Genomic DNA, 24,142 nt, shown 5'->3' with positions numbered 1-24,142 from the left:
CATGAAGCAAGTAAAGCCTCCAAAAATATGGAAAATGATGGTGTTGAGCTGGATATGTATTTATCCCTTATTAAATATTATTTCTTTTTTAATAATGCCCTATCTTTCAGATCTTCATCAGTTAGTGAGAACGCTGGTATCCACGATTATTTTGGTGCCATTGATGGTACTTTTATTAAGTGTTTTGCAACGTAAATTCCGTAATTGGCTCGTTAAATAAGTCAGAAATAAAAGCTGGATGGAACAACAAAAATTAAGTCATTTTAAAACGATTAGCGAATTTCATCGCTCAAGAAATTTACCGCCACCTGAGCACCCCTTAATTAGTGTCATTAACGTTCAGGACATTAAGCATTACAGCGAACCTATCAATATGGTGCTGGACTACTATTCAATTTCTTTAAAAAGAGATTTTAATGGCAAGTTCAGCTATGGCCAAAGTGAATATGATTTTGAGGAAGGACTAATGTATTTCATCTCGCCCAATCAGGTTTTTAGAATAGAGCATTCTAAAGACGAACTGATAAGACAGCAAGGCTGGTTGTTACTCATTCATCCTGATTTTTTTTGGAAAACAGCATTGTCAAAAACGATAAAGCAGTATGATTTTTTTGATTATTCCGTGAATGAAGCCCTGTTTCTATCAGATAAAGAAGAACGGATCATCAATGCCATTATTGAAAACATTAAACAAGAATACCATACCAATATTGATTCATTTAGTCAAAGTATCATTGTTTCGCAAATTGAAACCCTGCTCAACTACTCCGAACGGTTTTACCAAAGGCAGTTTATTACCCGTAAAATCGACAATCATAAAATTTTAACGGCTTTAGAGCATACACTGAACAACTACTTTAAAAGTGACGATTTAATCAGAAAAGGGCTTCTTACTGTTCAATTCATTTCAGATGCACTGAACATTTCCCCCAATTATTTGAGTAATTTATTGAAGTCACTAACAGGTCAAAGCACACAACAACATATTCACGATAAATTGATTAGCGAAGCCAAACAAAGATTATCCACATCCAATCGATCCATCAGCGAAATTGCCTATGATTTGGGCTTTGAACATTCGCAATCATTCAGTAAACTATTTAAGAAAAAAACCAACATTTCACCTTTGGAATTCAGACAATCATTTAACTAAAATAGCCCCTCTGCCAGCCTTCTGTGCTATGAAAAGCCATAAGAAATCCAGCCAAGCAGCGAAGATCGGTTTGTGCTATTCGTTGATGATATTTAATTCAAAACACTACTTTCATTGTTGAAACGCTCAGGGTTGCAAGTGCTCCACTAGTACTTCTGAAGAAGCCTTTATTTCCAAATTAAATGATTAAATCCACTACCTGATTCCAGGTATTTTTCATTGCTTTTCAATGAGACCTTAGGATTTGTTTGAGGAAGAAGCTATTTTGAGTGCTTTGAATATAAGAACTGCGAAATAAGCATTTGTAAATGCATGTAAGTCTTTGTTGTCGGTTAGGAAAAATATAAAGTGAATAAGCGAAATTGTTTGCCTGTTAAAATGTTGTAGCTCATAAGGATGAATCTATTTCTAAAGTTTATTTGTTTGATTTCAACTGCGGCTTGCCTTTTTCTGATAACTCAAGGTAAGCTGTTGACAGAATCAATAATAGGGCTGCTTATGTCTGGTGGCTTATTGGTATACATGATCAAGGAGGATGAGTACTACGAATGGCTAAAAAGATTCCGAAGAAAAAAATTCAATTGCAGGATTGAATCAGATCATTTTTATTTCCCAAATGGTTATTATTTCAGACACGGTTTTTTAAAACGATCTAAAAAATTACCCTTTTCAAAAGTCCAGGAGCTTAGAACTAATACCCATCCAGTCAGTGCCTTAGTTAACAATAACGAATTGATTTTCTTACTTGGAATTGAATCAAAAGACGTTCTTGCACATGACCAACTCTCTATCAAGGCAAAACAAAGGAATGACAACTGGTCATTATTGTGTGAGGAATTCTTGGATACAGAGTTTTCAGAAGCCTTACAAAAAACGAATATTGCCAAATTGGAAAAGGCTGGAATTTCTAAAGAGGAGCAACAAGCAATAAAGAAGAGACTTAAAGTAAGGTTCTTGATAAGAACAATGGTAACTTGGGAATGGGTTTATTATGGTCAATATGATGTTCTTTGTGAACTCTGGCCATTAACTCAAAAAAAATATTGGTGGACAATGGATGTAGCATTAAGAAAGAATGAGCTACAACAAGTGTTATGAGTGAATGGAAGGCATCGGTCTGGATATTTTTGTGGGGTTTCGAAAGCTTTCGATAGGAAGATCCGCCACTCCCGATATGTATGAGGATAAATTTATATTAAGGTGTAGCTTTTGTGAGGAAAGGTTAGATTTTTTTAATCCCCGTCCATCATAGATTGTATTTAGACACCGTCAACAAAAAACCAATGGACAAAGAAAAACCCAGACTTGCAAGATTGACAGCAATTCTCACCCAGTTACAATCCAAAAGCCTTGTAACTGCAAAGGATATTGCCGAAAAACACCATGTAAGTATTAGAACAGTCTATCGGGACATCCGAACCCTGGAGAAATCAGGGATTCCAATCGTAACGGAAGAAGGAAAAGGCTATACTATGATGGATGGTTATAACATTCCGCCAGTTATGTTTACACAGGAGGAAGCAAATGCCTTGATAACAGCCGAACACCTCATCAGAAAAAATAAAGACCAATCCTTTACCGAACATTACGAAAAAGCAATAACAAAAATTAAATCGGTCTTAAAATATAGTCAAAAAGAAAAAACGGAGCTGTTGACCGACAGAATTCAAGTACGAAACAATTTGGAAAATGAAAAAACAAGTAATTTTTTGATACAACTTCAATCTACTCTATCAAATTATCAAACGATAAAAATTGATTATGTGTCATTGGAAAACAGGGAAAGCCAAAGAGAAGTAGAGCCATTTGCATTGTACACCACACAGGACAATTGGGTATTGATCGCTTTTTGCAAATTAAGAAATGATTTTAGAGCATTCCGTTTGGATTGCATCCGGAAAATAGAAGTCTTGGATAGTCATTTCGAACCGCATAAAATGACTTTGCAACAGTATCTCGAAAAATGTAGAGAAAAATATATGAATACCCCTGACACACCTATGGCACAAGGCCAACCTACATTTGCATCAAATCATCAAATTTTAAAAGATGCAAACAGTAAAAATTGAACCATTTAACATTATCGGAATCTCGATTAGAACAACAAACGAGAATGGACAGGCAAATAAAGAGATTGCTGAACTATGGGAGGAGTTTATGTCCGGGAATATTTTGACAAAAATCCCTAATAAAGTTAACAATGAAATTTATTCACTTTATACAGACTATGAAAGTGACTATACAAAACCCTATACAGCAATATTGGGTTGCAAAGTTGAAAACCTGGAAAGTGTTCCCAGGGGTATGGTGGGCAAATCATTTGAAGGTGGGACATACCTAAAAACCACAGCAAAAGGAGACTTGATGAAAGGTTTAGTTGTTAATCAATGGCTGAAAATATTTGAAATGGAACTGGAAAGAACCTATGATGCCGATTTTGAGATTTTCGGAGGAAAAGCACAAAATCCATCGGATGCCGAAGTAGATTTTTATATAGGTGTAAAATAAGAAATGAATGGGTAAATTAACATTTAAAACAGACCCACGAGTAAATGAAGTTTTTGCAAATTATCCCGACTTTGTTCGGGATAAAATGCAACGTCTTAGGGAATTGGTCATAGAAACAGCAGAAGAAACTGAAGGTATAACCGTTTTGGAAGAAACCCTGAAGTGGGGAGAACCCAGTTTTGTGACCAAACAAGGCAGTACTCTGCGAATGGACTGGAAAGAAAAAACACCGGGCCAATATGCTATGTATTTTCAATGTACAAGTAGATTAGTTGATACATTTAGATTGGTTTTTGAACATACATTTCAGTTTGAAGGAAAACGGGCAATCGTCTTTCAATTGAACCAAAAAATTCCAGAAATAGAATTGAAGGAATGTATTAAGGCATCTTTGACCTATCACAATGTTAAAGAACTGCTTACATTGGGAATTTGAAACCTGAATAAAAAAACATAGCTAATAATGTGTATAAGCAATAGCGGATTAAGTACTTTGTCTATTGTTTTTTGTAGACGTAAGGTTTGTGCAAAAGGTACTTTAACTGGCGTTAATCAGAAGACTTACCAAATATACCCGTAACTAATAATCTATTATAAAGAATGGAGAAAATCGATATGTTTTGGAACACTTTTCTCAACCCATTCTTTCGATGTGTTCGGCTCCATTCCATACCAGACTACAAACCATAGCGAGACTTTTTGTAGCCTGGGCCACTGCAGGAAATTTCCTCTATCTTTCAGGCTACGTTGTTTAAGAAGATATAAATTACTAGTTTCAAATTACATAGCCTGCTCGCTCCGGCAAAAAGGGGGTACAGGCGTTAAAGAGCGTATGAGAAATTGGACTTTCACAATATTCCTTTTATTCAGTTTAACGAGTGCTTTTAGTCAAACTGCCAGCACAGGGAAAACGCTTCAAGGGAAAATAAAATCAGCAAATCAGCAAATAATGTTTGCTACCGTTGGAATTGCAAAAGCAAACGTTGGGACTGTTACCAATGAAAAAGGAGAGTTTGAGCTTGTAATACCAACTGAACATCTTAACAAGATGTTGACGATTTCACATATTGGATATAATACTGTAAACCTGAAATTAGATAGTCTGTCGGCATATGACTATGTTGAGATTGAACTAACTGAGAAAGCAGAATTCCTCGAAGAAGTTATTGTAGCCTCAAAAAAGCTAAGAGGAAAAACAAAGGAATATGGAAATAAGAAAAAGCATAATTCATTTATTTGGATTCAAAAAGGAGACAGAGGTTCTGAGATTGTGATGTTAATTGAACCTAAAACTGAAATATTCTTAAACTCGGTTAGTCTGAATATACTAAATGAACTAGAAAGAGAATTCTTACTTTTACTCAATATCTACACAGTTAACAAATCCACAAACTTACCAGAGGCACAGGTTCTCAGAAATCAGAAAGTGATTCGAAGCACTTTAAAGAAAGGTTGGCTTGAAGTCGATTTAAGTGATGAAAATATGGTGCTGACTGAACCATTTTACATTGGATTTCAATGGGTGGAAATTGAGGAGCCTCTTCCTTTAATAGGATGTAAAAGCAGTACCTCACTGAAATCTTTAATCAGGTATAAAGCATTAGGTAAATGGGAGGAATTTGTTGAATGGGACATAAAGGTAATGGGGACATCTTATGAAGCTCCATAACAAGCATTAAAATGAAAATATCGAGTTAACACGTTATTAATAACAAATCTGTCCCCTTTCTTCCGAGAATAGAGGGGACAGATTTGTCGATGATAAAGCAGGAGTCTGCCAGCCCTTCCTTTGGCTGGGTGAGTTCTAAAAAGGCAGCATCATGATAGCTATCCAGGTGAGGGCAAGTTCTCTTCATTAAGAGTAGTACCACTTTATTTCTTGTGGGGCAATCTATATAATTTGATTGTGTATTTAACTTTCTGGTAGCTCACGAACTTTTAAATGTGTGATATATAGGAACTCATCTTGTAATTAAGCCATTTTCAAAACGGAGGAGTCGCTATTCTTTATCTGAAGATTGCCTACAGGAACTCTTGATAAATTGCCGGGTAAATTTAAAGGCTTTTGTATAAAGAGTAGGAACTCTATTAGTGGTTAGTTTGCATGTAAATGTCATTAAATCTCCTTCTTTAACCTCATGAAAATCACTACCTGGCAGAGGGCTCTGTAAACAGTTTATAGGTCGGGAAAAATCTTCTAACCCCTTTCTGGCGATTAGATTTAGTTTTTTGTTGATAAAATTCACTTTTTCTTCGCTAAGTTTATTTTTTAATATATCCTGCGCTACATACACCAAGTCCCTACCAATAACCTGCCCATCTCTGGTAATAGAATCACCAATAGTGAACCTGTTTCTAAATAGCGTATGAACTGTCGCAACTTTTACAAACCTACTGTCTTTAGTAAAGTCAAGTGCTTCATAATTGCTTTCTTCACCATCATCACCTTCTTTATTGTTCATAAATGTTGATATATCTGATTCTGTTTTGTCATACCAGATTTCGTGCATTTGGTATTCATAACCTTCTAGTAAACGACCATCGGATTCTATATTGATAGCACATCGTGTATACATTTTTACTGAGGTCGCTTGATAGTGAAAGCCATCAGTCTCTATATAGAGGGGTATTTTGTATTTTTTATTGAGTTCCCATTGCCCCTGTAACTTATAACAAGGGAAGTTACAATCTGCGGGAAGCTCCTCTAATTTAGTGTACGGGTTTACAAATTCGGTTTCAAAAGCCCACCTTAATGTATAGTCCCTTGAGTAATCTTCAACATTTGTTTTTTTGGCTGTAAGATTTAAAATCAATAGCGTTGAAGAAGTTAATAGTAAAAACAATAACGTTCCTATGATCCAGTTTTTCTTTTTTATAAGATAGAATTGGGGCGAATTGCTTTCCTGAGTATTCTCTTCGAATTCTTTTATCTTAAGTATGCGATCAACATTCTGTAATGTTCTCTCGTATTCCCCGGGTGTGGCCGTCCCATTGATTAAACGTGAAAACTGGGCATCACTATAGCCGAGGTCACGTGCAATTTTTGAATTGTTCGATTTTTTGAATCGCTTTTTGTCGGCATCAAAGGGGCCGTATAGTTTCTCTAATTTTTCTGTTATGTGTTTATAAAGGTCATCCATTTAGTTTAATTGATTTTAAATTGTGATTATAGGCATTATAGAGATGATTTTATTTATATATGATTCTGACCCATCGATATTTAAAACAGGTTATTTAATGTAGGATTAGTTACCAATAACATCTTTACAATTTAGAATACATTTTTTAGGAATTGGGAAAGAAATTCATTTGATCAATTATCCCAGTGGTCCTCATTTTGAAATTTCACGATTGTTAATCCTAAAATAGTCCGGCTATTTTTAAGGGGACTGACAGTACATCTCTACCCATTAATAGACTCCGGTTTTTAATATCCATAAGTTTAATACGACTCTTTAATTTAATATTCTGAATCAGAATATTACTAAATAATTAGTGATTAAATAATAAAATTCAATGAAATTCAATAAAAATCGATGAAATTCAATAAAATCCAATTTAAGCATAGAATAGCTAAAAAATATCTATAAAATTATCGACTCTATAAGGTTTTGAGGTTGGTATTCACCAACTAAAAGCATCAATCTTTTGAGTTTTATATAGGTAAAGTCTATTCACAATTTAAATAAAATACTCATGCTTAAAGAGGTACAGAATATTCCTGTCAAGAGAATTCCTGTCAAGAGAAATCCTGACAGAAAAGAACCGAAAAAATGGAAAAATTATGCACTTTTTTTGGGGCCTTTGGTTTTTTGTGCACTACAATTTTTAGATACTCCGCAAACGATTGCACCGGAAGCGTTCAAGGTTTTGTCTATCGCAATTTGGATGGCAATATGGTGGGTTTCCGAAGCTGTACCTATTGCTGTTACAGCCCTTCTGCCTATCGTTCTGTTCCCATTGACGGGTGCATTAAGCTTAGAGTCTACAACACCATCCTATGGTCACAAATACGTGTTTCTATATATTGGAGGGTTTATTTTAGCCCTGGCGATTGAAAGGTGGCAACTTCACAGGCGCATTGCATTAAACATCCTGAATATAGTTGGTTCTAAAGTGAAATATATCATCCTGGGCTTTATGGTATCCACTGCATTTTTGTCAATGTGGATTTCCAATACGGCAACGGCAGTTATGATGCTTCCCATAGGTACCGCCATAATTAAACAATTTGGTACAAAAACAAGTAAAAGGCGGGAGAAGAAATTAGGCCGGGCACTTATGCTATCCATTGCTTACAGTGCATCTATCGGAGGGTTTGCCTCTTTAATAGGTACTCCTCCCAATCTGGTTTTAGCAGGGGTAATAGAAGGGCTTTATGGCGTTAAGATCAGTTTTGTGCAATGGATGCTGTTTGCCTTACCTGTCTCAATTTTACTGCTTTTTCTGTGCTGGATCTATTTAACAAAATTTGCTTTTAAGGTTAGTGACGAAGTCTTTCCGGGAGGTCACAAAGAAATCAAAAGCATGCTTCAAGATCTGGGTAAGATTTCCTATGAAGAGAAAGCGGTATTGATTGTATTTGTCTTAACGGCACTAGCATGGGTCTTCAGGTCATTTATTCAAATTTTTGTTCCCATTATTGATGATACGATCATAGCTACCATTGCTGCGATAGCCTTATTTATGATATCTACCAAATCATCAAATAGAAAGCTATTGCTTTGGGAAGAAGCCGTAAAACTACCCTGGGGAATCATTCTGCTCTTTGGTGGAGGTATGGCCCTGGCAAAAGGATTTACAGATACAGGGCTTGCTGATTGGATTGCTTCACAATTCTCCTATTTAAAGGGAATGGAACTCTTCCTTCTTATGCTTATTCTGGTGGCAGCGGTTAATTTTCTTACTGAAATCACCTCTAATCTTGCGACTACCGCCATGCTACTTCCGGTATTAGCTCCTATTGCATATTCTATGGGAATACACCCCTATATGATTATGGTTGCAGCCACACTTGCGGCATCCTGTGCGTTTATGTTACCTGTAGCAACACCACCTAATGCTGTGGTTTTTGGCTCCGGATACCTTAAAATATCGTCAATGGTCAGGGTAGGGGTAGTGCTGAATATAGTTTCTATCCTGGTGGTAACCGTGATTACGTATTTCCTTCTGCCTTATTTATGGGATATAGATAAGTTTCATTTTCCTGAAGTTTTTAAGCAATTTATAAACTCTTCACATCCATAAGCTCCCAATTTTAATTTCTTAAAACTGTAAAATTATGATTTTTAAAACATCTAAAAGTTTTAGAATAAGGCTTGCTGTGTCGGGTATAATTTGCCTATTGGGCATCCATAGTTTGATAGCACAGCCTAATACGCTTAATAAAGGGGAAAAAATTCTCTCCAACTTATCGATAAATGGTTCCGGGCAGCTTTGGCTGCGTTATAGTGATTTAAACCCAGGCACTACAATCAATAACAACCCGGCAGAAAATGTATGGGATATATCGGTAAGAAGATATCGCTTAGGGTTTAAAGGGAAAGCTTCAGACAAAATAGATTTTGCTTTATTGTTGGGCAACAATAATATGAATTTAAAATCACCCAATATGTCCCCAATATTGTTGGAGCTTTATATGAGCTACAAGCTAAGTGATCATATTATAATCACAGCTGGAAAGAACCCCTGGACTGGCTTGTCAAGGTATGCGGCACCTTCTTCGTCTAATTCTTTAGGGCTCGATGTAAATTTTGCATCCGGGCCATTACTTAATTTTCAAGATGATTTGTACCGTAAATTCTCTGTAGCTGCACACGGCATTGCAGGAAAGTTTGATTATCGGGCAGTATTGTCAAAACCTATGAACAGGGTGAGTAGCACCGCTCTATCAGAAGATGCTAAACTAACCTATAATCCAAACGCAGTATATACTTCTGCTTATGTGAAGTATCAGTTTAGAGAGCATGAGCCTAACGCCCCATTTAGTGCCGGCACCTATCAAGGGACAAGAAATATTCTTAACATAGGTGCGGGGTTTACAAACCAAACCAAGTCGTCTCAAAGCCTTACCGCACTAAATGATACTTTAACCCACGCAGCGAGATCATTTGCTATAGATGCTTATTATGAACAGGCACTTACCAATAATCATTCTTGGACGCTTTATACAGCCTATATAAACCATGATATTGGCCCCAATTATGTACGTAATCTGGCGGCCAATACTATAGCAGATGCTGGTACAAGTACTTCTTTTAACGGTGTGGGGAATGCGATTCCCGTAAACGGTACGGGAGACATTTTAGTTTTTCAGGCAGGCTATTTACAAAAGTTTAAACAAGATACATTCATAGAAAGTGTACAACCGTATTTCCTGGCTCAATATTCAGATTTAGACAAATTTGAGGACCCGGTTATGCTTTATGAAGGAGGGGTTAGTTTTTTGGTTGATGGTCATAATTCGAAATTCGTTATGGGTTATCAAAACTGGCCTGTAGTTATGAAGGACTCTTCAATAAAAAAACTCAAGGAATTCCCTTATGGTATTGATGTATCAATTCAAGTTCAAATAGTATAAATGTACATTCCGGAGCTGCTACCTTTGCCCGGACAAGAGCCTTATTCTTAGGGTTTATATGTAATCTAAAATGAGACTACACAAGTGTAAATCATTTGTTACTGACTTTCAGGTATATATCATTGACTCTCGTGTGATTGCCTAATAGGTCCTGTAGGCTAACCCTCAACAATTGCTGCTAACAAGTCGACAAGAAATAACTCCAAATCTAATAAATTATACAGGAGCTATATTATTTTACAAGGTGCAATTCATATATTCTCCTCTAAGATTTCCTGAAACCCTTATTCCTTACCTAAACCTTCTGCGTACTTTTAGGTATTTTGCGGTGATTATTGCCATTGAAGATTATCGCTTTAATGACGGTTCGGCAGGAATTATGCCAGTTAAGTACCCTAGAAACGATACAACGAAATTCAAAAAAATGCTTCGTGAAGAATTTCAAATTCCCGAAGACAATATCACAATATGGTTAGACAAAGATGCTACAAAAAGCGCATTTGAAAATGAATTACCATATAGTATCAAACAACTTTTAAAAGATCAAAAATTTATTTTCTATTACGCAGGACACGGTTTCTTTTTTCATTACAGAACAAACTAACTTGTTGGGACACTCACCTGTTATACCAATAATTTTTCAACTTATCCTGTGCCTCTTAAGGACTTATCTCTTGCAAGTCTACCTAATATAGTAGTGGGTATATTATCAAATGCTTTGGGAATTTTTTTGCAATTGTGAAGGAATTAATCTCTAGATATGCTAGTATTAGATAAAGTATAATATCCTTTCACTTTATCTATGGGATCTTCTCTCTCTCTGTAATCACAAAGCACACAGAAAGTCGTTTTTTTATGTCTTGATTAGCTTGCCTTTTTGGGTAATCATCTAAAAGTTCTTGTCTTATTTTACCAACCCACTAGAATCGTTGTATTGGGAAATAACTTTAATCTGACAGACTGCCTTGTTGGATACCGCATAAATTGCTAGGTTTAACTTTTCATAACCAGCGTAAAGCAAACAGGTTTTATCCAAGCTGTTTTGCTTCATTTAAGCCTACAATAGATCAAATAAAACTAAAACTGAATGATAGGACCAGATAAAGACGCAAAGTTCCCACTAGAAAATTACGACAGACTTTGTTTCTTAAAAAATGTAGTGAAGAACCCTAATATAATCATTGGTGACTATACATACTATGATGATTTTGAAAATGTAGAGAACTTTGAGAAGAATGTAAAATACCATTTTGACTTTGTAAGAGATAAGTTAAAAATTGGGAAGTTTTGTATGATTGCCTCTGATGTTAAATTCATAATGAATGGGGCAAACCATTTGACTGATTCATTATCAACTTATCCTTTTGCCATTTTTGGGAAAGGTTGGGAACATGCAATGGCTGGAAAGAGTTACACGAAAAAAGGGGATATTAATATCGGTAACGATGTCTGGATTGGGTATAACGCAACTATTATGGCTGGAGTAACAATAGGAGATGGAGCAATTATTGCCACAAACTCAACTGTTATTAAAGATGTTGAACCCTATTCAATAGTTGGAGGAAATCCTGCAACAGAAATTAAAAAACGATTCTCTGAAAACAAAATCGCAAAATTATTAGAACTTAAATGGTGGGACTGGGACGTAGAAAAAATCACGAAGAATATTCGGAACTTGTCAGATAACGAAATTGAAAAAATAATTGAATAAAAAATGAACGCAAAGCAATGGCTAATACGCCATAGCCGAGATACGTTTTCAATAGGGAATTATTAGAGAATTGACAAAAGATAATGAACTGCTTTTTAAAGTATGGAGATCCCTTCATTAGCTAATTTTCTTTTTGTGGGTTTCAGACAATACATTGTTCCGGGAAGGCTCACCATTTTGATCCTGGAATTTTTGTTTTTGGATAAGGCTTTAAATTTGAGTAAGCTGATTTAGGTTATTGATTGAAGCCATAGTTAAATCAAGGTTTGAAGTAACTGTTTGTCTTTTTTTTAGTAAAATTTCCCACCCAATTTAGTAGTGAAACCCCTCTTTGTCTCTATTTGGAATGGGGAGAGTGGGAAGCACATTTTTTACTCTAACTGGTTAGGTGAGCAAAATAACCTTTCTTTTGTGATGTAAATTCAGCTATGGAATTACTTCCTGTTTCATTAAAAATGAGGGTAGATTATATTAAAAATAGAACAGCAAAATTCTTGCAATTTTATTAACTTCACCTGATAATTATCCATCCTCAAAGCCTATGGAAACAATGCCTATCAAGCAAGATGACTTAGCATCGATTTCAAACTTGTTGAAAGAAAATAAGCTCCCTTATGAAGATCTCCTTAGCTCGCAGGTGATATTTATTACCAGAAAATCAAGGGAGCAGCTGATTGCCTGTATAGGAATTGAGCAGTATGGTTCAGATGCACTTTTACGCTCATTTGCAGTGGATGATTCATATAAAAGCAAAGGAATTGGGACGGAATTGCTTCACGAATTACTTAATAAATGCAAGGAAGAAGGCATTAAAACTTTACATCTGCTGACAACCACTGCAGCTGAGTATTTTGAGAAAAAAGGGTTTTTGAGAGTGGAAAGATTAAGTGCACCGATAGCAATTTCCCGTTCCAAAGAGTTTTCGGAATTGTGTCCTTCAAGTTCTGTATACATGAGGAGAGACATTACTGAGCTTATACCCTCATAAAATTGCTATGAGCACTTAATCCAAATAGTTAGGTTATTCCATATGTTGCACGGAGGGCTGGCTACAAAATTATTTGACACTACTTTATTACTATGTCGCTATTATTTACTCTTACTTGTTTTGGTGTAGTCAACGGTTTGCTCATTGGCGCCTATCGTTTGCTGAAACCTAAAAGAAAGGTGCCGGATCTTTATTTAGGAGGTCTTCTGTTGGCATTAAGCATAAGAATTGGCAAGTCAGTACTTTATGTTTTTACTGAAAATGTGGATTTACTAATTCTACAGATAGGCCTTTCCGCCTGCCTGCTTATCGGCCCCTTTTACTATCTGTTTGTAAAAAGTGTTAGGTTGAAGCAGAAAAGGACGGAAAGGAAAGATCGTATATTTCTGCTCTCATTATTGGTTGCTATAGTTAGCATTGGATTTATCTTTGCTTATAGGCAGTTTCCTGCCATCTGGAATGGTTATATTGTTTTTGGTATTTATGCTGTTTGGTCAGTTTGTATGCTTTTAGGAATTGCTCAATATATAAAGGTGCTCAGGCAGTCAGGTTTTTCCATCAAAGGGATGTCCAGGGAGCAGCATTACCTTACAGTTATAACCATTGCTATTCTTAGCATTACTATAACTTACCAAATAGCCTTATTTGGAGTATTTACCTATATCTGGGGAGCTATCATTTTTTCCTTGGTCCTTTATTATATTATTGGGAGCATTTTACTTTCATCAGGTAATTTTACAGTTCAGATGAAAAACAGAGAACTGAAAGATGAAGATCAACTGTTGGAGCGCTTGCTTCATCATATGCAAACTACCAGGCCTTATATGAGATCTGATTTGAAATTAGAGGATCTGGCGATGGCGCTTTCTATTAACAGGCAAACACTTTCCCAATTGTTGAACAAGCATTATACCCATGGTTTTACTCAGTTTCTGAGAGAGTACAGAATCAATGAAGCCAAAAAATTGATAGCGCTTCGTCCGGAGCTATCCATGGAAGGTGTGGGGTCCGAATCTGGATTCAGGTCTAATTCTGCATTTTATGAAGCCTTCAAAAAAATAGAAAACTGCACCCCCGCAGAGTATAGAAGGGAGCTTAAAAAGGCTTCTTTGGCCTAATTTCCTTCTGTTTGATCATTCCGAAGAACTCTGAATGCCTATTTTTCCCATTATATTTTGTATTGCTGTATGATTGTGAAAAAATAATACACATGCAAACTTTCAAAATCACAGCCTTGTTTTGGCTCTTTTTAACAAGCTCAGTCTTCGCACAAACTGACCACGAGCAGATCACTCAAACCATTCAGAAATTTATTGTAGGTACTACTTACAATTATCCGGATTCTATCAATGCCGCATTTTTTCCGGATACACGAATGTTTTTATATAATGGGACAGATTCAGCCTTTTATATGACTTCTAAGCAATACGCTTCTTTGTATGATAAACGTGTTCCGGGTACTTACAATAACAGGATTAATAAAATAGTTGATATCCATATTGTGGAGGATGTGGCTTTTGCCCAGTTGCAGATAGATATTCCATACTTTGGGAACAGGTACAATGATCTTTTACTTTTGAAGAAGATACTGGGAGAATGGAAAATTGTCTCTAAATGTACTTCAGCTGCACCACTTCCTAAAAGCCCTGCTGAAATGGTGGCAAATCCGGCAAAGGAAGCAGTGGTTGAAGGCCTAAAACGGCCCTGGAGCATCGCTTTTTTATCTGCTGAAGAAGCAATTATTGCTGAAAAAGATGGCAGTATTGTAAAGGTCAATCTCCAATCCGGCTTAAAATCCGGCATCTCAGGCTTGCCTAAAGATGTAGCTGGTCCAATTAAAATTGATACAGTAAAACATCCAAATGGCGTATTTCCGGCTCATGCTCAAGGGCAAATGCATCGCTTTAATGCCGGCTGGTTTCAGGTGCTACTTGATCCTGACTTTCAGCGAAATTCCTATTTGTATATTTCTTATGCTGCTGAAAATGAAGCTAAAGAGAGTGCTCTTAAGGTAGTAAGAGGGAAACTGACTGGAAATAAGCTAAACAATCTGGAAACATTGTATGTAGCCGGACCTTATTCCCATGGTTTATTTCATTACGGAGGTGGTATGGCTTTTGGTAAAGATGAAAAACTATACATTGCCACTGGGGAGAGAAATTTTTATGAGCACCTAAATCCGCCTTTGCCTACAGCGCAGGATGTTACAGATAAAAGAGGGAAGATCATAAGAATCAATCCGGATGGCACCCTGCCTGCCGATAATCCTGATTTTGGTAAGAATGCTGCCCCTGGATTATTTGCCTTAGGCATAAGAGCAACACAAGGGATTATTTTACACCCTTCAACAGGCGATTTATGGTTTACTGATCATGGATCTTTCCAAGGTGATGAACTGAATATTCTTGAAAAAGGAGCCAATTACGGATGGCCCTATAAAACAAGCGGAGGCTACAGAACAAGTGATTACACTCCTCAAGTGCCTGAAAATATAGTTTTTAAAGATCCCGTGCATTTTTGGGAGCATACCATTGCACCAACGGGCCTCACCTTTTACAACGGAAGAGAATTTCCGTTATGGGAAGGGGAGGTGATAGTTCCCGGCTTAAGCAAAGGCAACTTATGGCACCTGAAATTAGAAAATAAGAAAGTTGTTGCTGCTGAAGAACTATTTATTAATGACAGGGTGAGGCTCAGAAAAGCAGTAGTGTCTCCGGATAACCAGCTTTACCTATTGACGGATGAAGAAAATGGCAGGCTTTTGAGGGTGGTAAATAAGGCGGTTAAAAATTGAAAATGAACTAATAGGCATTCTTTATCATAACAATCTGCTGCGGTAAGTTCTACGGAGCAGATTGTCATGATGTAATTAATCAAGCTGAAAGATTAATCACTTGATAAGAAACTAACACCTACTTCCATTTATTTTTCCTTGCTTTTAGGATGAAATCTTAGGATTTGATTGAAGGAGAAGCTACTTTAATATAATAATCATGAAATAAGCATTTGTTAACCATTTTTAATAAAGAGACTATGAGATACTTATTCCTTGTAATTTTTAACCTATGTATATTAGGTGAAGTTCTCGCAGATTGCTCTTCAGGTGGGATTTGGGTTTACTCTACAACAACAGAGTTAAATCAGAATAGTATAATCGTAGTTGAAGGCTATGCGAGAAGCCAAAGAATTATTGACTCCCTTAACATAAGTTACTTTATTTATCTAGAGTCAGGAGAACAGAGAATAGAACTTGATGTACTTGAAAGATGTAAAGGGATGTTTTCAATAACGCAGGCTTTGGTAAGGCCTAAGTCCAAACTGACAAAAGGGAAAACCTACACCCTTAAAATAAGTAATCTTGATGAATGGGAAAATAGAATTTGGACAAAATGGAATTCAGAGAAAGAAGAATATGAGCCAATTTCATGGAAAGTCAATGATAAGCTTGATGAAGAAAATCCAAAATGGATAAAAGAGCCAAAACTAGTGGATAAGACAATCATTTGGTATGGTTGTGGTCCGGCCATTTATGTCATATTTGACTTAAAGATAAATGGCTTGTCAAATTCTTTAATAAAAACAGAACTTTATAATACCAACACTAAAGAAGAAAACACCTATTATCTGATTATGGGTGAAGACGGAAAATTGGAGGTGGGACACGGAATGTGTTCAGGTGCTTTTGATTTTGAAGAAAATAGTCAATATAAAATCCGATTTAGCTTGATGGGTTCTTCTGGAAACTCTGATGAAAAGTGGACTAATTGGATAACGTTCGATAGTCCTTACGAAGGCTATAAATGAAAAAGCCACTGCCTTCTTTTCATTTACAGATTATCTCTCAATCCCACTACCTACCTTTAGGCATTTTTCATTGCTTTTAAATGAAATCTTAGGATTTGATTGAAGGAGAAGCTACTTAAGTGCTGTGAATAAAACAAACGACAGCAAGCTGTTTGTAAGTGTTTACAAGCGTTTGTTTAAAATGAATCTATAAAAGGTATAGTGACAACTTTTATATCATTAGCTAATCGTTGGGTGTAATTTGCTTAATATACCAGTTTTTGGTACTTTTAAGAAAAGAATAAACAAATGAGTAAAAATACATCCATATCTCTTGGGGATTATTTCGACCAATTTGTTCAGACTCAAGTATCTGCAGGCAGATATAAGAATGTCAGTGAAGTAATCAGAGCTGGACTTCGACTATTGGAAAATGAAGAAAGTAAGGTGATTGCCCTAAAAACTGCTATACAAGAAGGACTGAATAGTCCGAGAGTTGAAAATTTTGATTTTGACAAAAACCTTGAACGGTTAAAGGCAGGGAAGAGCAAAAATGGCTAAAGTTGTTTTGAGGCAAGAAGCCATCGATGACTTGAATGATATTTGGGAATATACCTTCAAAAAATGGTCGGAAAATCAAGCCGACAAATACTACGCTACCATCAAATTTGCTTGTAAAGGAATTGGAGAAAATCCTGAAATTGGGAAAGAATACTTTGGAATAAGCAGGAATTTGCTGGGACTGAAAACTGGAAAGCACATCATATTTTACCATATCATTTCAGAAGAGGAAATTGAAGTGATTAGAATACTTCACGAAAGGATGGATCTGAAGAACCAAATAGCAGCTACACCCAACATCCTGTAATAAATCATGGGTGCTAGTAGGTTATTGTTATTTAACTCTTTGTAGAAAGCCCGTCAATCCGCAGGGTTCACTTATTAGTGAAAATTAATTTAATAAGCCAATCCTACGGATTACCTCGGTAGTTAACCTAAATTTTCATACTTTTAATCAGCCGCGAATTTATACAATGGCATTGTGCTTCATTAATAAAGACTAAATGACAAGAATTGAATTCCTGGAATTTCTGAAAGGATTTAGAGAAGACCTAAAAGAGAATAAATCGAATTGGGAAAATAATACTCTTGAAGACTTTCTATAAGCAATGGAAGCATATACAGAAGATATTCAAAGCTTCAGACTGGAAAGAAGTTAAAGAATTATATGAATTGCTATTGAATGAGAATTTTGAACAGATTAAAACCAAAATAAAATAACGAAAGCACAACATAGGGGCTAAAATTGCATTTTAGACTGACAGTTAGCTTTCCATAAAACAAGATAAAATACTTGAAGTAGATATAAAGAACAATAATAAACCATAAATACAATCCAGTGAAATTCGTGAAAAAATCCTTAGTCCTCAATCTAAATCTGTTTAAAATTCTGCTGTTCATTTGTTTTTTCTCTTTTGGTTTTATAGGAGAAGCACAAGTTAACTGGACCAATGAGGGAGACTCTTATTTTAAATTGGAAGAAAATCAATTAGTCAGATATACATTACCTGATCATGATGCAACAACGGTAATTAGTAAAGCACAACTTACTCCTAAGGGGCAACCAGAGCCAATAAAAGTTGCTCATTTTACTTTTTCAGAAGACCAGGAAAAAGTATTGCTTTTTACCAATACTAAAAAGGTCTGGAGGCTAAATACTAAAGGTGACTATTGGGTTTTCAACTTCAAAACAAATAAGTTGACCCAAATCGGTAAAAAACTACCCTCATCCTCCTTAATGTTTGCAAAATTCTCTCCTGATGGTAACAAAATTGCTTATGTTTCAGGAAATAACTTATACAGTGAAGATTACGAAAGTGGTAATATTCAAGCCTTAACTACTAACGGAACAGTTTCTTTAATAAATGGAACTTTTGATTGGGCATACGAGGAAGAATTTGCCTGTAGAGACGGATTTCGTTGGAGTCCTGACAGTAATTCTATTGCCTATTGGCAAATTGATGCCAGTAATATTAAGAAGTTTTACATGATCAATTATACCGATTCAATTTATTCTCAGTTAATCCCTTTAGAATATCCTAAAGTTGGGGAAACTCCTTCTGCTTGTAGAGTTGGTGTAGTATCTCTTTCCAATGCCAAAACAACCTGGATGGAAATCCCCGGAGATCCTTCACAGCACTACTTAGTAAGAATGGAATTTATTCCATCAACTAATGATCTTTTAATTCAGCAATTAAACAGAAAGCAAAATCATAGCAAATTATTCATTGCCGATGCACTAAAGGGCAATGCAAGAATGATTCAAGAAGAATCAGATGAAGCATGGGTAGATTTATTTATGTTAGGTAATCAATATGAGATTGATTACACTAGTAATTTTATATTTCTAAAAGACAGAAACAGCATTCTTTGGGCCTCAGAAAAAGATGGATGGAGACATTTATACCAAATTTCTTTAGAAGGAAAACCGGAAATTCTTATCACAAAAGGAGAGTATGATGTAATTGATGTAAAACATATAAATCACGAAGAAGGATATGTTTATTATTTAGCTTCACCAAATAATGCTACTCAAAAATATTTATTCAAGACGAAGTTAAATGGGAAAGGCAAAAAAACACTGTTAAGTCCTGAAAGGTTAAAAGGAACACATGATTACTCATTTTCTTCTAATGGAGCTTATGCAGTGCATTCTTTTACAAACCATTATACTCCTAAAACTACGGAGTTTATTGATGTTGCCAAAAACAAAGCATTAAGCCGGGAAGAGAGCATCCTTCAAAACATAAATAAGTTAGAGAGAGAACCAAAAACTGAGTTCTTTACCATTACAACTGCAGAAAACATTGAAATGGACGGATGGATGGTAAAACCCACCAATTTTGATCCAAATAAGAAATATCCAGTCGTGTTTTTAGTATACACAGAACCTGCAAATGCTACAGTAAAAGACAGCTATAACATCGGCAGGAACTTTTTGTATAAAGGTGATATGCAGGGCGATGGCTATATTTATATTTCAATTGATAACAGAGGTACTCCTGCTCCAAAAGGTAGAGAATGGAGAAAGTCCATTTACAGAAAAATTGGCCTTGTAAATATTGATGACCAGGCAATGGCAGCCACAGAAATTTTGAAATGGGATTTTGTAGATTCTGAACGAGTTGCAGTTTGGGGTTGGAGCGGTGGAGGATCCGCTACTTTAAATTTGATGTTTCGATATCCTGAGATATACAAAACAGGTATTTCAATCGCAGCTGTAAGTAATCAATTAACGTACGATAATATCTATCAGGAACGCTTTATGGGGTTACCCCAGGAAAACATGGAAGATTTTGTAAAAGGTTCTCCCATTACTTATGCCAAGAATCTAAAAGGTAATTTACTTATTATTCATGGTACCGGAGATGACAATGTGCATTATCAAAATGCAGAACTTCTATTAAATGAATTGATAAAATACAATAAGCAATTTCAGTTTATGCCCTATCCAAACAGATCTCATGGACTGAGTGAAGGGGAAGGAACATTCGAACATTTATCCACCTTATATACCAACTATTTAAAATTACACTGTCCTCCGGGAGGAAGATAAAAAGTATCTCCTCATGAATTATGATAGGAAAAAAGAGATTGTAATTGCGAGGCAAGAAGCAATGTTAGTAATTAAGTATCAGCTAAAATCAACTGGTTATTGCGAGCACAGCGTGGCAATCTTGTCTATTACTCTATAAAATCCGGTAATGACGATAATTGCCTGCTTTTGTGGTGGTGAAAAGCATTTAGTGCTTGCTTATTTAGGTCTTTTTTTTCCACTGGTCTGCGGCTTACAGTCCAGCAAAAAAGGGAAGGTCTGTGAGCCACAGACCTTGGTTTTTCTCTCAAATTACAATTAGCATAGTCATTCCCACGCAACTTGTCCCGATCATTATCGGGAGGTGGGAATCTGTCCATTTCAACAGCATGTTGAAATAACTTCTTTTTTATAGAATTGCCTTTGCTATAAAACTACAATTAAACAGTCATTGCCAGGCACAAAGCAATCTTTTCTATTATTCTAGAAAAGTCAGGTAATGAAATTTCATTTCATTGAAAAGATCCCTGATAATTTTTTCCGTTGCTCTCCAAAAATTTCTGGGATGACGATAATTGCCGGCTTTTGTGGTGGTGGTAAGTATTTAGTGCTTGCTTATTTAGGTCTTTTCTTCACTGGTCTGCGGCTTACAGTCCAGCAAAAAGGGGAAGGTCTGTGAGCCACAGACCTTGGTTTTCTGTTCATTTGTATAATAAGATAGTTTTTTTCTCAAATTACAATTAGAACGTCATTCCCTTGCAGAAGGGAATCTGTCCATTTCAACAGCATGTTGAAATAACTTCTTTTCTATAGAATTGCCTTTGCTATAAACGAGAGTTAAATTCTTAATTTATTTAAAAATCCGACAAAGCGATTTCCTGGTAACAAAAAAAGAAATTACTGAAAGTGGGGGAATTGTAAATTTAACATTCATTGCCCGAAGTTATCCTGAGATAACTTTGGTTTAATGCGGTCGATTTATTTTTGCATCTGATAACAATAACCTTGTATAGAATGACAATACAAAATACAACGTTTTGGCTCAGAGCATCCACCAGCTGGCGGATATCGCTTTCTACCGTTCTACCTGCTATATGCTAAAAGTTGTATCTAATGTTGACAGGTGCCAGGTTCAACCTTGTAAAAACAAAAACAGAAAATATGAGAATTAAAGCAACCCTAATAATTATTCTTTCATTCACCCTTTTGTTTTCCTGTGAAGAAGGAGAAGAAGAAGGGCCATTAAAAAAATTAACCCCTCTGATTAAAGAGTTTAAATTTGAGGTTGCCGATAACAATAACCTTTCTGAAGACATATATGGAACAATAGATACGGAAGATAAGGTAATTAATGTAATATTCCCAGCCCATACATCTCTCATAGACTTAACACCAACAATAAGCGTTCCGGAAGGAGTTGTTATTAGCCCCTCCAGTAAGGTTCAGCAAGATTTTAGCAAGCCAAATGTATATACCCTTAGCGGGGAAGGCTATATCACTACAGAATATACCGTGAATACTTCTGTAAAAGAAAGTGAAGAGGCAGATATTATTTCGTTTAACTTTTTAGCAAGCAATAACGCGCAATTAGAAGAAAATATAATGGCTGTTATTCAAGGCAAAACAATAAAAGCTCAAACCTCAGATACAACAGATTTATCAGCATTAATACCTTCTATCGAAATATCGCAAGGTGCTTCAATTAGCCCTGCAGGTGATCAGGCCATGGACTTTACTGGAGAGGTAAAATATACTGTTACAGCTCAGGATGCCACAACAAAGTCAGAGTATATTGTACAAATCGATAAATTAAGTAGTGATAAGAAAATCAAGTCATTTAAGTTCAATATTAACGATATTCTATATGAGGCTGGTATTGATTACAACAATTACGAAATATCTCTTGCATTACCTTACAATACAGACTTGAGCAATCTAACTCCAATTATTGAGATTGATGAGGCAGCAAGCATTACTCCAACAACCAGTAACCCTCAGGATTTTAGGAACACAATTATTTATGAAGTAATTGCGGAAGATGGAAGCAAGCAAGAGTATAAAGTTTATGTGACTGTTTTATCTGCTTTAGAAAACGATAGAGCAGTTCTGGAAGAATTATACCTTGCAAATGAAGATTATAATTACAGTTATACTTACCTCGATTGGGACTTGAGTGCCGATACCATGGATGATTGGCAAGGTGTAACAATCTCTGAAGGTAGAGTAACTGAATTAATAATTTCAACTGTATATATAAATAAAATCCCCAATAGGATAAAAGAATTATCTGAGCTAAAGAGTTTGACGATTGTTGGAACTCGTTTAGAAGAATTACCAGTTGAAGTATGTTATTTGGAAAAATTAGAAGCATTGACTTTGAATGACAATAATCTTTCATCCATACCAGCAGAAATAAAAAACTTAAAATTGGTAAAAAGGCTACACTTACAGGAAAATAATTTGGATGAATTACCTGTTGAAATAGGGCAAATGTCAAAATTACAATGGCTGGATGTTCATGATAACTACATTACAGCACTTCCTGTTGAGATCGCAGATATACCAAATTTATTAATTTTAAATATTAAAAATAATCCATTAACTAGTATTCCTCAAGTGATATGCGATAAGAAGTCTGAAATCAATAATTTAAGGGTGGTAATTACAAAAGATGATGAGGACATATGTAATTAGTTAAATTCTACTTTGAAAATTATCGAATATATTTATTTATAGGCTATATGATATAAATTGATAATGGTAGTCAGTTTAAAACTGGCTATAATACGCAGCTAGAAAACATTGTGCGTATAGTGTTATATTTAAAGTAAATGCACTGAATTCAGCGATAGCCAAAGAAAATCTTGAATTGTTTTAAAATTGATAAATTTTGGTGTCAATGTCAATTCAGTCCAAATGCAACACGTAACTGCCCTGCACTCAGCTGCACACAGAGAAAACCTTAAAATAATAGTGTAACTACTTGTAGAAAATGGCGCTGAAATTGAAAAGAAGATGGGCATTAAAATGTACCTGATTATCTGTTAAATACTTTAGAAGAAATTAAATGAGTGCATAGGCACAGCGTCATATGTGAACAATAACTCACATTAATATATAACCAATACCACACTAAGGAAATCAAAATGGAATCAATATTCAAGGCCTGGAAAACTAGCAGAAATCTCTATCTGGAGTATTTCGAAAAATATACATTAGAACAACTGAATAAAATACCTGTTGGATTTAATAACAACCTGATTTGGAATATTGGGCATATAATAGTCGCCCAGCAAGCTCTGGTTTACAAGGGATCGAATCTGGAGGGATATATACCCGAAAAATTATTCGGGCTTTACAAACCTGGAACAAAGCCAACCGGACAGACCACTCAAACTGAAGTTGATGAATTAAAAGAGCTACTCATCTCTCTGATAGATCAAACTATCCAAGATTTTCGAAACGATACGTTTGAAACCTTTAATGAAAGAATGACTGGTACAGGATTTCATTTATCATCACTTGCTGACGCTTTTGAATTCAATAATTACCATGAAGGCTTACATTTAGGCTACATGATGAGTATTCGAAAGTTTGTGTAGTTATAGAATAGGATACTAATGCATTCGTATTTTGCTATGAAAAGCCCACAAGAACACCAACCTATCCACGAAGGGTTGGCGCTCTTTTCATTTAAAGTCTGTAGTTCAAAACCTTCTACCTACTTCTAGGTATTTTTCATTGCTTTTTTGTGAATTATTAGGATTAATAGAAGGAGATAAGTATACGCCTCATTGCTAATGCAAAGCCGATATTAAATGTTT

General features: G+C 35.6%; 25 protein-coding genes. 22 read left to right on the top strand and 3 right to left on the bottom strand.

Annotation, left to right across the window (positions count from 1 at the left end; translation table 11 throughout):
- Position 1 precedes the first annotated feature (1 nt).
- From IEV85_RS25305 to IEV85_RS03785, 7 genes are all read left to right on the top strand, one after another.
- Complete coding sequence (locus tag IEV85_RS25305) at positions 2 to 220, top strand: putative antibiotic biosynthesis monooxygenase (protein WP_488212628.1); 219 nt, start codon at positions 2 to 4, stop codon at positions 218 to 220.
- 18 nt (positions 221 to 238) lie between these two features.
- Positions 239 to 1,153: a helix-turn-helix domain-containing protein gene (locus IEV85_RS03810; protein WP_188460471.1), complete on the top strand. Its 915-nt coding sequence runs from the start codon at positions 239 to 241 to the stop codon at positions 1,151 to 1,153.
- A gap of 423 nt (positions 1,154 to 1,576) precedes the next feature.
- On the top strand, positions 1,577 to 2,251 hold the full coding sequence (locus IEV85_RS03805; RefSeq protein ID WP_188460470.1) for a hypothetical protein: 675 nt from the start codon (positions 1,577 to 1,579) through the stop codon (positions 2,249 to 2,251).
- Between the two features lie 185 nt (positions 2,252 to 2,436).
- Entirely contained in the window at positions 2,437 to 3,222 is a 786-nt protein-coding gene (locus tag IEV85_RS03800) for a helix-turn-helix transcriptional regulator (protein WP_188460469.1), read from the top strand.
- Entirely contained in the window at positions 3,203 to 3,661 is a 459-nt protein-coding gene (locus tag IEV85_RS03795; RefSeq protein WP_188460468.1) for a GyrI-like domain-containing protein, read from the top strand. The genes IEV85_RS03800 and IEV85_RS03795 overlap by 20 nt, the downstream gene beginning before the upstream one ends.
- Positions 3,662 to 3,668: 7 nt before the next feature.
- Complete coding sequence (locus tag IEV85_RS03790) at positions 3,669 to 4,097, top strand: DUF1801 domain-containing protein (RefSeq protein ID WP_188460467.1); 429 nt, start codon at positions 3,669 to 3,671, stop codon at positions 4,095 to 4,097.
- 396 nt (positions 4,098 to 4,493) lie between these two features.
- Positions 4,494 to 5,330, top strand: a complete 837-nt coding sequence (locus IEV85_RS03785; protein WP_188460466.1) for a carboxypeptidase-like regulatory domain-containing protein — start codon at positions 4,494 to 4,496, stop codon at positions 5,328 to 5,330.
- A gap of 25 nt (positions 5,331 to 5,355) precedes the next feature.
- On the opposite strand, the gene IEV85_RS03780 is transcribed toward IEV85_RS03785, so the two are convergent.
- Together IEV85_RS03780 and IEV85_RS03775 are read right to left on the bottom strand one after the other, a co-directional pair.
- A complete protein-coding gene (locus tag IEV85_RS03780; protein WP_188460465.1) occupies positions 5,356 to 5,517 on the bottom strand; it encodes a hypothetical protein in 162 nt (53 codons plus the stop codon).
- Between the two features lie 144 nt (positions 5,518 to 5,661).
- Positions 5,662 to 6,801 (bottom strand): hypothetical protein, encoded by a 1,140-nt coding sequence (locus tag IEV85_RS03775; RefSeq protein ID WP_188460464.1) that lies wholly within the window; start codon positions 6,799 to 6,801, stop codon positions 5,662 to 5,664.
- Positions 6,802 to 7,357: 556 nt separating this feature from the next.
- Here IEV85_RS03775 and IEV85_RS03770 point away from each other — a divergent pair.
- From IEV85_RS03770 to IEV85_RS03720, 12 genes are all read left to right on the top strand, one after another.
- Positions 7,358 to 8,908, top strand: coding sequence for an SLC13 family permease (locus tag IEV85_RS03770; RefSeq protein ID WP_229712494.1), 1,551 nt, complete (start codon positions 7,358 to 7,360; stop codon positions 8,906 to 8,908).
- Between the two features lie 34 nt (positions 8,909 to 8,942).
- Positions 8,943 to 10,241: a porin family protein gene (locus tag IEV85_RS03765; protein ID WP_188460463.1), complete on the top strand. Its 1,299-nt coding sequence runs from the start codon at positions 8,943 to 8,945 to the stop codon at positions 10,239 to 10,241.
- Positions 10,242 to 10,413: 172 nt separating this feature from the next.
- Positions 10,414 to 10,845 (top strand): caspase family protein, encoded by a 432-nt coding sequence (locus tag IEV85_RS03760; protein WP_188460462.1) that lies wholly within the window; start codon positions 10,414 to 10,416, stop codon positions 10,843 to 10,845.
- A 483-nt stretch (positions 10,846 to 11,328) separates the two neighbouring features.
- Complete coding sequence (locus IEV85_RS03755) at positions 11,329 to 11,952, top strand: CatB-related O-acetyltransferase (RefSeq protein WP_188460461.1); 624 nt, start codon at positions 11,329 to 11,331, stop codon at positions 11,950 to 11,952.
- A gap of 550 nt (positions 11,953 to 12,502) precedes the next feature.
- Positions 12,503 to 12,940: an arsenic resistance N-acetyltransferase ArsN2 gene (gene arsN2 / locus IEV85_RS03750; protein WP_188460460.1), complete on the top strand. Its 438-nt coding sequence runs from the start codon at positions 12,503 to 12,505 to the stop codon at positions 12,938 to 12,940.
- Between the two features lie 92 nt (positions 12,941 to 13,032).
- Positions 13,033 to 14,058: a helix-turn-helix transcriptional regulator gene (locus tag IEV85_RS03745; RefSeq protein WP_188460459.1), complete on the top strand. Its 1,026-nt coding sequence runs from the start codon at positions 13,033 to 13,035 to the stop codon at positions 14,056 to 14,058.
- Between the two features lie 92 nt (positions 14,059 to 14,150).
- Positions 14,151 to 15,734, top strand: a complete 1,584-nt coding sequence (locus IEV85_RS03740; RefSeq protein ID WP_188460458.1) for a PQQ-dependent sugar dehydrogenase — start codon at positions 14,151 to 14,153, stop codon at positions 15,732 to 15,734.
- A 239-nt stretch (positions 15,735 to 15,973) separates the two neighbouring features.
- The gene (locus IEV85_RS03735) at positions 15,974 to 16,744 is read left to right on the top strand and encodes a hypothetical protein (protein ID WP_188460457.1); all 771 of its coding nucleotides are present in this window, start codon (positions 15,974 to 15,976) and stop codon (positions 16,742 to 16,744) included.
- 288 nt (positions 16,745 to 17,032) lie between these two features.
- Positions 17,033 to 17,284, top strand: a complete 252-nt coding sequence (locus IEV85_RS03730; RefSeq protein WP_188460456.1) for a type II toxin-antitoxin system ParD family antitoxin — start codon at positions 17,033 to 17,035, stop codon at positions 17,282 to 17,284.
- Positions 17,277 to 17,591, top strand: a complete 315-nt coding sequence (locus IEV85_RS03725) for a type II toxin-antitoxin system RelE/ParE family toxin (RefSeq protein WP_188460455.1) — start codon at positions 17,277 to 17,279, stop codon at positions 17,589 to 17,591. Before IEV85_RS03730 ends, IEV85_RS03725 begins: the two co-directional genes overlap by 8 nt.
- A 196-nt stretch (positions 17,592 to 17,787) precedes the next feature.
- Positions 17,788 to 17,889 (top strand): DUF7660 family protein, encoded by a 102-nt coding sequence (locus tag IEV85_RS25195; RefSeq protein WP_425562876.1) that lies wholly within the window; start codon positions 17,788 to 17,790, stop codon positions 17,887 to 17,889.
- 233 nt (positions 17,890 to 18,122) lie between these two features.
- Positions 18,123 to 20,339, top strand: a complete 2,217-nt coding sequence (locus IEV85_RS03720) for a S9 family peptidase (protein ID WP_229712493.1) — start codon at positions 18,123 to 18,125, stop codon at positions 20,337 to 20,339.
- Positions 20,340 to 20,467: 128 nt separating this feature from the next.
- Here the strand turns inward: IEV85_RS03720 and IEV85_RS03715 are convergent, their stop codons facing one another.
- The gene (locus IEV85_RS03715) at positions 20,468 to 20,698 is read right to left on the bottom strand and encodes a hypothetical protein (RefSeq protein WP_188460454.1); all 231 of its coding nucleotides are present in this window, start codon (positions 20,696 to 20,698) and stop codon (positions 20,468 to 20,470) included.
- A 119-nt stretch (positions 20,699 to 20,817) separates the two neighbouring features.
- Between IEV85_RS03715 and IEV85_RS03710 the strand changes: the two genes are divergently transcribed.
- From IEV85_RS03710 to IEV85_RS03700, 3 genes are all read left to right on the top strand, one after another.
- Positions 20,818 to 20,997: a hypothetical protein gene (locus tag IEV85_RS03710; protein WP_188460453.1), complete on the top strand. Its 180-nt coding sequence runs from the start codon at positions 20,818 to 20,820 to the stop codon at positions 20,995 to 20,997.
- Between the two features lie 482 nt (positions 20,998 to 21,479).
- Positions 21,480 to 23,012, top strand: coding sequence for a DUF5018 domain-containing protein (locus IEV85_RS03705; protein ID WP_188460452.1), 1,533 nt, complete (start codon positions 21,480 to 21,482; stop codon positions 23,010 to 23,012).
- Positions 23,013 to 23,464: 452 nt separating this feature from the next.
- A complete protein-coding gene (locus IEV85_RS03700) occupies positions 23,465 to 23,920 on the top strand; it encodes a DinB family protein (RefSeq protein WP_188460451.1) in 456 nt (151 codons plus the stop codon).
- Positions 23,921 to 24,142 lie beyond the last annotated feature (222 nt).

This window comes from Marivirga lumbricoides, assembly GCF_014636295.1.
Taxonomy (GTDB): Bacteria; Bacteroidota; Bacteroidia; order Cytophagales; family Cyclobacteriaceae; genus Marivirga; species Marivirga lumbricoides.
The sequence above is the reverse complement of the archived record's forward strand: the minus strand, read 5'-3'. Positions and strand labels throughout refer to the sequence as shown.

What these genes read in the sequence shown, in the direction of transcription:
- IEV85_RS25305 (WP_488212628.1), top strand. Translation starts at nt 2, where the DNA reads ATGAAGCAAGTAAAGCCTCCAAAAATATGGAAAATGATGGTGTTGAGC.
- IEV85_RS03810 (WP_188460471.1), top strand. Translation starts at nt 239, where the DNA reads ATGGAACAACAAAAATTAAGTCATTTTAAAACGATTAGCGAATTTCAT.
- IEV85_RS03800 (WP_188460469.1), top strand. Translation starts at nt 2,437, where the DNA reads ATGGACAAAGAAAAACCCAGACTTGCAAGATTGACAGCAATTCTCACC.
- IEV85_RS03795 (WP_188460468.1), top strand. Translation starts at nt 3,203, where the DNA reads ATGCAAACAGTAAAAATTGAACCATTTAACATTATCGGAATCTCGATT.
- IEV85_RS03790 (WP_188460467.1), top strand. Translation starts at nt 3,669, where the DNA reads ATGGGTAAATTAACATTTAAAACAGACCCACGAGTAAATGAAGTTTTT.
- IEV85_RS03785 (WP_188460466.1), top strand. Translation starts at nt 4,494, where the DNA reads ATGAGAAATTGGACTTTCACAATATTCCTTTTATTCAGTTTAACGAGT.
- IEV85_RS03780 (WP_188460465.1), bottom strand. Translation starts at nt 5,517, where the DNA reads ATGAAGAGAACTTGCCCTCACCTGGATAGCTATCATGATGCTGCCTTT.
- IEV85_RS03775 (WP_188460464.1), bottom strand. Translation starts at nt 6,801, where the DNA reads ATGGATGACCTTTATAAACACATAACAGAAAAATTAGAGAAACTATAC.
- IEV85_RS03770 (WP_229712494.1), top strand. Translation starts at nt 7,358, where the DNA reads ATGCTTAAAGAGGTACAGAATATTCCTGTCAAGAGAATTCCTGTCAAG.
- IEV85_RS03765 (WP_188460463.1), top strand. Translation starts at nt 8,943, where the DNA reads ATGATTTTTAAAACATCTAAAAGTTTTAGAATAAGGCTTGCTGTGTCG.
- IEV85_RS03755 (WP_188460461.1), top strand. Translation starts at nt 11,329, where the DNA reads ATGATAGGACCAGATAAAGACGCAAAGTTCCCACTAGAAAATTACGAC.
- arsN2 (WP_188460460.1), top strand. Translation starts at nt 12,503, where the DNA reads ATGCCTATCAAGCAAGATGACTTAGCATCGATTTCAAACTTGTTGAAA.
- IEV85_RS03745 (WP_188460459.1), top strand. Translation starts at nt 13,033, where the DNA reads ATGTCGCTATTATTTACTCTTACTTGTTTTGGTGTAGTCAACGGTTTG.
- IEV85_RS03740 (WP_188460458.1), top strand. Translation starts at nt 14,151, where the DNA reads ATGCAAACTTTCAAAATCACAGCCTTGTTTTGGCTCTTTTTAACAAGC.
- IEV85_RS03735 (WP_188460457.1), top strand. Translation starts at nt 15,974, where the DNA reads ATGAGATACTTATTCCTTGTAATTTTTAACCTATGTATATTAGGTGAA.
- IEV85_RS03730 (WP_188460456.1), top strand. Translation starts at nt 17,033, where the DNA reads ATGAGTAAAAATACATCCATATCTCTTGGGGATTATTTCGACCAATTT.
- IEV85_RS03725 (WP_188460455.1), top strand. Translation starts at nt 17,277, where the DNA reads ATGGCTAAAGTTGTTTTGAGGCAAGAAGCCATCGATGACTTGAATGAT.
- IEV85_RS25195 (WP_425562876.1), top strand. Translation starts at nt 17,788, where the DNA reads ATGACAAGAATTGAATTCCTGGAATTTCTGAAAGGATTTAGAGAAGAC.
- IEV85_RS03715 (WP_188460454.1), bottom strand. Translation starts at nt 20,698, where the DNA reads ATGGACAGATTCCCACCTCCCGATAATGATCGGGACAAGTTGCGTGGG.
- IEV85_RS03710 (WP_188460453.1), top strand. Translation starts at nt 20,818, where the DNA reads ATGAAATTTCATTTCATTGAAAAGATCCCTGATAATTTTTTCCGTTGC.
- IEV85_RS03705 (WP_188460452.1), top strand. Translation starts at nt 21,480, where the DNA reads ATGAGAATTAAAGCAACCCTAATAATTATTCTTTCATTCACCCTTTTG.
- IEV85_RS03700 (WP_188460451.1), top strand. Translation starts at nt 23,465, where the DNA reads ATGGAATCAATATTCAAGGCCTGGAAAACTAGCAGAAATCTCTATCTG.